Below are 8720 nucleotides of genomic sequence, written 5' to 3'. Positions count from 1 at the left end.
GGACCGGTCCGGGTCCGCCCACGCGGCGCCGCCCGGGCCGGACTTGACCACGGCGGCGTCCGCGTGGGCCAGCAGCGCCTTGGCCAGCCGTTCGCACTCGGCCGGGGCCGCGGCGCCCGCCGTGGGGGTGGCCTGCGCCGGGGCGATGACGCGGGCCTCGTCCAGGTTGGCGAAGAGGATGCCGGGCCGCGGGATCGCGGCGAAGAACTCGCGCGGGCCCAGCCGCTCCAGCGGCGCCGCCGAGGCGGCGTCGAGGCTGGTGGTCAGGCCGCGGCGGCGGGCCTCGGCGAGGGCGTAGCGGCCGGCGGGGGCGCAGTCGGGGTCGAAGAGGACGTACGCGGACAGGTGGAGGTGCCGCACCCCGGGCAGGTCCAGCGCGCGGTCGACGTCGGAGTGGTCGAGCAGGCGGTTGGCCCCGCGGTCGGTGAACATGGTGCGCTCGGCGTCGGAGGTCAGCACCACCACCGTGCCCGTCGCGGCGCCGGCGACCCGGCGCACGCTCGTGGTCACCCCGGCGGCCCGCATCTCGGCGATGCGGGCGTCGCCCGGCTCGTCGTCGCCCGCGACCCCGGCGAACACCACGGGGCACCCGGCCGCCGCCAGCCACGCCGCCGTGTTGGCCGCCGAGCCGCCGCCCGCGATGCGCACCCGGGCGATCGTGTCGGAGCCGATGGCGAGCGCGCCCTCGTGCACCGTGAGGATGTCCGTGACCACGTCCCCGATGACGACGACGGTCACAGGGCGGCGGCGATGCGGGCGGCCAGGTCGGCGTTGCGCAGGATGATGCGCACGTTCACGTCCAGGCTCTTGCCCTCGGTGGCGGTGTGGAAGTGCGCCAGGAGGTACGGCGTGACCTCCTTGCCCGTGATGCCGTCGCGCTCCAGGCCGGCCAGGCCCTCGGCCAGTACCCGGTCGTGCAGGGCCGGGTCGAGCTGCTCGTCCGAGGGGAGCGGGTTGGCCACGACCAGGGCGCCGGTGTGGACCTCGTGGCCGCGGGCGGCGCGGATGATCTCGGCCACCGCGGCCGGGTCGCCGGCCGACCAGTCCAGGTCGTAGCCGGCGTCGGTGAGGTAGAAGCCGGGGAAGCGGCGGGTGCCGTAGCCGACCACGCTCACGCCGAGGGTCTCCAGGCGCTCCAGGGTGGCGCCCACGTCCAGGATCGACTTCACGCCGGCGCAGACGATGGTGATCGGCAGGCGGGACAGGGCCGTCAGGTCGGCGGACTCGTCGAAGGTGGTGCCGGCGCCGCGGTGTACGCCACCCAGGCCGCCGGTGGCGAAGACCGAGATGCCCGCGCGGGCGGCGATGGCCGACGTGGCGGCGACGGTGGTGGCGCCGTCGGCGCGGGCGGCGGCGGCCGGGGCGAGGTCGCGCACGGAGAGCTTGACCACGTCGTCGCTGTCGGCCAGGTGGGCGATCTCGGCCTCGTCCAGCCCGACCACGATCTCGCCGGCGATCATGCCGATGGTGGCCGGCACGGCGCCTGCCTGCCGGACCGTTGCCTCGATCTCCTTCGCCACCGTGAGGTTGGCGGGGCGGGGCAGCCCGTGCGAGATGATGGTGCTCTCCAGCGCAACGATCGGTGCGCCGGTGCTGCGGGCGGCCTCGACGGCCGGGCCGAACCGGATGACATGGTTGATCACGGGCCCACCTTAGCCCCGGCCAGGTGGCGCAGCGGTGCGTGCTCGCCGCGATGCGGGGCGTGCACGGCAGGAAGCCGAAGGCGGCGTGAGCGGTCCGGAGCGAAGCGGAGTGGCGGCGCGAGCGGGCCAATTCGGCCCCGGCCTGGCAGACTGGGACCCGTGACGACCACTCCCGAGAACGGTGGCGGGACTCTCACCGACGAGCGCGTCGAAGAGCAGACCAGCACCGATTACCGATACGACGCCGGTGACCACGAGAAGTTCTCGCACTATGCGCCGAAGGACAAGATCATGCAGGCCATGATCGAGGGGACGCCCGTGCGGGCGCTCTGCGGGAAGCTCTGGGTGCCCTCGCGCGACCCCAGCCGGTTCCCGGTGTGTCCCGTGTGCAAGGACCTGTACGAGAACGTGGTGCATAACGACGACCCGTCTTCGTGACGTTCGGCTCGGTTCGGCACAACGCCGGCCGATGCCCGCTAGGCTGTCAACGCCTTCGCGGTCCGCGCTGACGCGAGGGCGTTTTCATGCGCGCCCGGGCCCGACCATTCGGGCGTAGGGGGCGAATCGGGCCACGGTGGCCGGCCGTGGGGATGGAACACGGGCCGGTCGGACCGGGCTGCCGTGCGCATGCGCCCCGCGCCGGGGCGCGGCAGCGCACGGATACGGCGTGAGACGGACGTATCGACGGGGAGGGGTGCCGCATGCCGCCGCGTCCGGTGGTGCAGCAAGGTCAGACGCTCCGGGTGTGGCAGCGCAAGGCGCTCATGCAGTACCTGCGGGGTAAGCGCGAGGACTTCCTGGCGGTCGCCACCCCGGGGGCCGGCAAGACGACGTTCGCGCTTCGGGTCGCGCTGGAGCTGTTCGGGGACGGGACGATCGACAACCTGACCGTCGTCACCCCGACCGAGCACCTGAAGACGCAGTGGGCGCAGGCGGCGGCGCGGGTCGGGATCGACCTCGACGCCGGGTTCCGCAACTCCGACGTGCACGCGACCTCGGACTTTCACGGCACCGTGGTCACCTATGCGCAGGTGGGCATGGCTCCCGCCGTACACAAGCGGCGCACCATCACCAGGCGGACCCTGGTCGTGCTGGACGAGATCCACCACGCCGGCGACTCGAAGTCCTGGGGCGACGGGGTCAAGGCCGCGTTCGAGCCGGCCGTGCGGCGGCTCATGCTGACCGGGACGCCCTTCCGGTCCGACGACAACCCGATCCCGTTCGTCGAGTACGAGCGCGGGGCCGACGGCATCGCGCGGTCGCGCTCCGACACCGTGTACGGCTACTCCGACGCGCTGCGCGACGGCGTCGTGCGGCCGGTGATCTTCCTGGCGTACTCCGGGGAGACCCGCTGGCGCACGTCGGCCGGCGACGAGCTGGCCGCCCGGCTCGGGGAGCCGATGACCCAGGACCTCATCTCGCAGGCCTGGCGGACCGCGCTCGACCCGACCGGGGACTGGATGCCGCAGGTCCTGCGGGCCGCCGACTCCCGCCTGCAGAACCTGCGGGCCGGGGGCATGCCGGACGCGGGCGGGCTGGTCATCGCGAGCGATCAGCAGAACGCGAGGGCCTACGCGAAGGCGCTCGGGGAGATCACCGGCGAGAAGCCCGTCGTGGTCCTCTCCGACGACGCGGGGGCTTCGGGGCGCATCGCCGCGTTCTCGGCGTCGCAGGAGCGGTGGATGGTCGCCGTCCGGATGGTGTCCGAGGGGGTGGACATCCCGCGGCTGGCCGTCGGCGTGTACGCCACCAGCGCCTCCACCCCGCTGTTCTTCGCCCAGGCCATCGGGCGCTTCGTGCGGGCCCGCAAGCACGGCGAGACCGCCACCGTGTTCGTGCCGAGCGTGCCGCACCTGCTGGAGCTGGCCAGCGAGCTGGAGGCGCAGCGCAACCACGTGCTCGGCGAGCGCAAGCAGAAGGAAGGCTTCGACGACGACGAGCTCGAGCGGGCCAACCGCGAGGAGAAGGCCTCGGGCGAGCTGGAGAAGAGCTTCGAGGCCCTGTCCGCCACGGCCGAGCTCGACCAGGTCATCTTCGACGGGGCGACCTTCGGGCTGCCGGCGCAGACGGGGACGCCCGAGGAGGAGGAGTACCTCGGCCTGCCCGGCCTGCTGACCGCGGACCAGGTGTCGGCGCTGCTGTCCAAGCGGCAGGCGGAGCAGGCGGCGGCCGAGCGGCGCAAGGTCCCGGCGGCCACGGCCCAGGCCGCGCCCGAGATCCCGCCGCAGCCGCGCACGGCAGGGGAGAAGCGGATCGTGCTCCGGCGCCAGCTCAACACCCTCGTGGCGGCCCACCACCACCGCACCGGGCTGCCGCACGGCAAGATCCACGCGGAGCTGCGCCGGCTGTGCGGGGGGCCGCCGAGCGCCCAGGCGACCATCGAGCAATTGGAAGAGCGCATCGCCACGATTCAGACGATCTGATCGACACGTCTCAAAGCGCTCGAACCGGCACAAAAACGAAAACCGCGCCGAAAATGGCCACAGGGCGTCCCCGAAGGGACGCCCCGTGCGTAAACCGGTATTGGTCTCAGCCGGCCGAGAGTTCCGAACCGCGCCACGAGAAGTCCGGGGCGACGGCATACTCGACAGCGATCTTGACCAGCTGATCGGCGTACTTGTTGGCGTGATGTCCACAGAAGATCAGGTCGCCACCTTCGGTGAGCCTGACTCGAAGTTTCCCTGCCGCGTTGCAGCGGTCGCACCGTTCCTCGGCGGCGGGGGGTGCCGCCGTCTCCGGCGGCGGCGTGAGGGTCGGGGTCATCGCCTTCCTCCTCTGATCGTCACCGACGAACGCTTCCTTGCGTCGTTCACAGATGGTTCAACACCCTGTCGCCCGACATCGTTCCCGCTCGGTGTGCGGGACCGATGTCACATTTCTGTCGTGCCGGCGGGCCGCTCCCGGTTGGGACCGAATACCCGCTACGTGCTTCCTATCGCGCCGCGCTTGCGATCACAAGTGGGTTGGCGTGGCGCCATGGCTGTGTAATGCCCGCGGTGACCGGAAACACACCCGGGCCACCCCAAAAGGGGCGGCCCGGGTTCGCGCAGAGCGAAAAAGGTCGAGATCAGTCGAGGTAGTCGCGCAGCACCTGGGAGCGCGACGGGTGCCGGAGTTTCGACATCGTCTTCGACTCGATCTGGCGGATCCGCTCACGGGTCACGCCGTACACCTGGCCGATCTCGTCCAGGGTGCGCGGCTGCCCGTCGGTGAGCCCGAACCGCAGCCGCACCACGCCCGCCTCGCGCTCGGAGAGCGTCTGCAGGACCTGCTGGAGCTGGTCCTGCAGCAGCGAGAACGAGACCGCGTCGACCGCGACGACCGCCTCGGAGTCCTCGATGAAGTCGCCCAGCTGGCTGTCGCCCTCATCGCCGATGGTCTGGTCGAGGGAGATGGGCTCGCGGGCGTACTGCTGGATCTCCAGCACCTTCTCCGGTGTGATGTCCATCTCCTTGGCCAGCTCCTCCGGGGTGGGCTCGCGGCCCAGGTCCTGGAGCAGCTCGCGCTGGATGCGGCCGAGCTTGTTGATCACTTCGACCATGTGCACCGGGATGCGGATGGTGCGGGCCTGGTCGGCCATGGCGCGGGTGATGGCCTGGCGGATCCACCAGGTGGCGTACGTGGAGAACTTGTAGCCCTTGGTGTAGTCGAACTTCTCGACGGCGCGGATGAGGCCGAGGTTGCCCTCCTGGATGAGGTCCAGGAAGGCCATGCCGCGGCCGGTATACCGCTTGGCCAGCGACACGACCAGGCGCAGGTTGGCTTCGAGCAGGTGGTTCTTGGCCCGCTCGCCGTCGCGCGAGATCCACAGGAAGTCGCGGTTGGCCGGCATGGGCATCGGCTCGCCGGCCTCCTCGGCCGCCCGCAGCCGCTCGGAGGCGTAGAGCCCGGCCTCGATGCGCTTGGCCAGCTCCACCTCCTGCTCGGCGTTGAGCAGCGGGACCTTGCCGATCTGCTTGAGGTAGGCGCGGACCGAGTCGGCCGACGCGGTGAGCTCGGCGTCGCGCCGGGCCTGCTTGAGGGCCTCGGACTCGTCGTCGTCCCAGGCGAAGTCGTCGTCGGTCGCGGTCGCCTCGGCGTCGGCCTCGGCGGCCTTGGTCTCCTCGACCGGCTCCTCGACGATGACGTCCTCGATCTCGGCCGCGAGCGCGGCGTCGTCGAGCTCCTCGAGCTCCGGCTCGTCGCCGCCGGCCGTCGGGGCGGCGGGATCGGCGGGATCGCCCGGGTTGGCCTTCTTGGCGCCGGGCACGGCCTTCTTCACCGCCTTCTTGGCCGGCACGGCCTTCTTCGCCGCGGCGGCGGGCGAGGGTGCGGCGGCTGCCGCGGCGGGTGTGGTGGGCGCCGATGGCGCGGCCTTCTTCACGGGGACCTTCTTCGCCGCCGCCGGATCCGGTGCGGACTCGACGGCTGTGAGCGGCTTGGCAACGGGTGCCTTGCGGGCCGGCGCGGCCTTGGCGGTGGCCGCCTTGGATGCTGGGGTGGCGGAGCGCGCCGCGGAGACCCGGCGCCGGCTGTGAGCGGAGTCGTCGACCACGACGGTCACGCCCGCCTCGGCCAGGCTCCTCAGCAGCTTCTTGGCGTGCGCGGGGGTTACGTCTGCGGTGTCCACCGCTTGAGCGACCTCCGCCGACGTCAGATGACCGCCGTTGGCGGCGGCACGCGCGATCAGCGTGTCGGCGAGGGAGCGTACGTCAACGCTGGGCTGATGAGCTGCTGTCACGAACGACCTTCCGGTGCGATGAGCGAGCGACGGCCGATGCGGCCGGGTTCGCGCACGGCGCGGCCGTGCTGAAGTGGCCGGGTTGCTTTTGGTGGCGCCCGTGTGCGCCGTGACTCCGGGCGGATTCACTAACGACAGCGGGCAGCGCGTGAATTGTAACGCTCTCTCGCCCCAACATCCCCTCTTGAGGGGGCCGGACGCGCTGTTGTGACCGAACGGATGGGCTGCGAGGGGCCCGGCGCACCTTTGTAAGGATGGTGACCATGGACCGACCAGCCGACCTTCTGGCCCTCGCCGTATCCATCGCCCGCTCCGCGAGCGAGCTGGCTGTCCGCATGCGCGCCGAGGGCGTCGCGGCCGTCGCCACCAAGTCGACCGCCACCGATGTGGTCACCGCCGCCGACCGCGCGGTCGAGCGGCACGTGCGGGAGGCGCTGCACGCCGCGCGCCCCGGCGACACGGTGCTGGGGGAGGAGTACGGCGGCGGCTCCGGCGACGCCGCGGTGCGCTGGATCCTCGACCCGATCGACGGCACCGTGAACTACCTGTACGACCTGCCGCAGTACGCGGTCTCCCTCGCCGCCGAGGTGGGCGGCGAGGTGATTGCCGGGGTGGTCCGCAACGCCGCCACCGGCAAGGAGTGGACCGCGACCCGGGGCGGCGGCGCCTTCGCCGGGGACCGCCGGCTGGCGGCCTCCGGGGAGACCGACCTGGGGCAGGCCCTCGTCGGCACCGGCTTCGGCTACGCGGCGGCCCGCCGCTCGCACCAGGCCAAGGTGGTGGCCGGGCTGATCGGGCACATCCGCGACATCCGCCGGTTCGGGGCCGCCTCGATCGACCTGTGCCTCGTGGCGGAGGGGGCCCTGGACGCGTACTACGAGAAGGGCCTCAACCCCTGGGACCACGCGGCCGGCGGTCTCATCGCGGCCGAGGCGGGCGCGCTGGTGACCGGCCTCGACGGGGCGGCACCGGGCCCGGACATGCTCATCGCGGCCCCGTCCGGGCTGCACGAGCAGCTCCACGCCCGGCTGAGCGAGCTGGACGCCGCCGGGGGGCCGTGACCCGCCCGGCGGCATGATCCGCGGCGCCGCAGGTGTCAGCTGTCGTCCTTGGCGCAGGTGCCCTCGGGCAGCACCGGGTTGCCCAGCGCCGCGATTTCCTGGTTGACCTCGGTGGTCGTCGGCAGCTGCCGGAACCTGCCGCCGAGGATGATCTCCACCTTGTCGTCCTGGCGGGCCTTGTCGAACTCGGACCGGGCCTGGTCGAGGAAGTACGCGCGCACCAGCCAGGCCGCGCCGACCGTCTGCGGGCCGAAGCGGATCACGGCCACCACGTCGTTGGGCTTGGTCACCGGCGGGTTCGGCGCGACGGTGACCACCTTCGCCTCCTTGAACCGGCGGCTGAGGAAGTCGTTGGCCACGTCCGAGCCGGTTCCGGGCCGGTTCGTGGCATTGAAGATCGTGACCTTGACGTCCTCCTGCCGGGGCAGCCTGGCGTTGGCCATCACCGATCCCTCGCCGCACTTCTTCGAGTCGGCGGCCAGCCCGCCCTGGCGGTCCTTCACCACGGCAACGATCACGAACACCGCCGCGGCGACAATGAGGATGCCGACGACCGCGAGTGCTCTCACCCGCGCAAAACTCATGGCTCGCTCCCCGCGCCCGCCTCGTACCTTGCTTCCACACCAGAGAAGACGCTCTGGCTGCCGGAGAGGTTAGCGCCTGGTGCGAAGACTCGCTGAAGTCCCCACCGGACATACCGCAAAGTTCCTACTCGCCGTTGCGGGACGACTCCTCACGGAAACGGGGGGCGGACGGTATCGTCGCATCGCCGCGGAGCGGGCCTGGTTTTGGCGCCGAGATCGTTCCCGCGGCAAGATCGTTGTGTCGCCTCGGTCACAGTGGGAACAAGTTTCCGCGCGTGGGCGTACAACAAGCGCACGAGGGCGGTAAGGTACGCCGCCTTTGGACGTTGCAAACGACGTTGTTTCGGGCGCCCAACCTACCCGGCGACACGAATTGGGAGTGTGAACACCGATGGCCACCGACTACGACGCGCCACGTCGCGACGAGGTCGACCTCGGGGAGGACAGCCTCGAGGAGCTTAAGTCCCGTCGGACCGATGCGCAGTCCGCGACCGTCGACGTCGACGACTCCGACCTCGCCGAGAACTTCGAGCTGCCGGGCGCCGACCTCGCCGACGAGGACATGACGGTGAAGGTCCTGCCGATGCAGGCCGACGAGTTCCGCTGCTCGCGCTGCTTCCTGGTGCACCACCGCAGCCAGCTGGCGACCGAGCGCAACGGGGAGCTGATCTGCCGCGAGTGTGTCTGAGGGTGAGCTGATCACGCGGAACTG

General features: G+C 71.6%; 9 protein-coding genes. 4 read left to right on the top strand and 5 right to left on the bottom strand.

Annotated elements, in window-relative coordinates; translation table 11 throughout:
* On the bottom strand, window positions 1-738 hold a 738-nt coding region (locus tag AB0M46_RS29805), incomplete at its 3' end, for a PfkB family carbohydrate kinase (protein ID WP_363341275.1).
* Entirely contained in the window at window positions 735-1643 is a 909-nt protein-coding gene (locus AB0M46_RS29800; protein WP_363341273.1) for a pseudouridine-5'-phosphate glycosidase, read from the bottom strand. The genes AB0M46_RS29800 and AB0M46_RS29805, both read right to left, overlap by 4 nt.
* Window positions 1644-1802: 159 nt before the next feature.
* Here AB0M46_RS29800 and AB0M46_RS29795 point away from each other — a divergent pair, with 159 nt between their 5' ends.
* Window positions 1803-2081, top strand: coding sequence for a DUF3039 domain-containing protein (locus AB0M46_RS29795; protein ID WP_344618756.1), 279 nt, complete (start codon window positions 1803-1805; stop codon window positions 2079-2081).
* A 263-nt stretch (window positions 2082-2344) separates the two neighbouring features.
* The gene (locus AB0M46_RS29790; RefSeq protein WP_363341271.1) at window positions 2345-4066 is read left to right on the top strand and encodes a DEAD/DEAH box helicase; all 1722 of its coding nucleotides are present in this window, start codon (window positions 2345-2347) and stop codon (window positions 4064-4066) included.
* 106 nt (window positions 4067-4172) lie between these two features.
* Here AB0M46_RS29790 and AB0M46_RS29785 read toward each other — a convergent pair whose 3' ends face one another.
* Window positions 4173-4406 carry a hypothetical protein gene (locus AB0M46_RS29785; RefSeq protein WP_363341269.1) on the bottom strand — a complete coding sequence of 78 codons (234 nt, stop codon included), beginning with the start codon at window positions 4404-4406 and terminating at the stop codon, window positions 4173-4175.
* Between the two features lie 304 nt (window positions 4407-4710).
* Window positions 4711-6363, bottom strand: coding sequence for an RNA polymerase sigma factor (locus AB0M46_RS29780; protein ID WP_363341267.1), 1653 nt, complete (start codon window positions 6361-6363; stop codon window positions 4711-4713).
* 254 nt (window positions 6364-6617) lie between these two features.
* Between AB0M46_RS29780 and AB0M46_RS29775 the strand changes: the two genes are divergently transcribed.
* Window positions 6618-7424, top strand: a complete 807-nt coding sequence (locus AB0M46_RS29775; RefSeq protein ID WP_363341265.1) for an inositol monophosphatase family protein — start codon at window positions 6618-6620, stop codon at window positions 7422-7424.
* A 35-nt stretch (window positions 7425-7459) separates the two neighbouring features.
* Here AB0M46_RS29775 and AB0M46_RS29770 read toward each other — a convergent pair whose 3' ends face one another.
* Window positions 7460-7993: a LytR C-terminal domain-containing protein gene (locus tag AB0M46_RS29770; protein ID WP_363341263.1), complete on the bottom strand. Its 534-nt coding sequence runs from the start codon at window positions 7991-7993 to the stop codon at window positions 7460-7462.
* 406 nt (window positions 7994-8399) lie between these two features.
* Here AB0M46_RS29770 and AB0M46_RS29765 point away from each other — a divergent pair, with 406 nt between their 5' ends.
* Window positions 8400-8696 carry a DUF4193 domain-containing protein gene (locus AB0M46_RS29765; RefSeq protein WP_363341261.1) on the top strand — a complete coding sequence of 99 codons (297 nt, stop codon included), beginning with the start codon at window positions 8400-8402 and terminating at the stop codon, window positions 8694-8696.
* Window positions 8697-8720: the final 24 nt, after the last annotated feature.

The organism is Dactylosporangium sp. NPDC051485 (assembly GCF_040682015.1).
Taxonomy (GTDB): Bacteria; Actinomycetota; Actinomycetes; order Mycobacteriales; family Micromonosporaceae; genus Dactylosporangium.
Note: the sequence above shows the minus strand (reverse complement) of the source record. Positions and strands in the feature narration are given on the sequence as shown.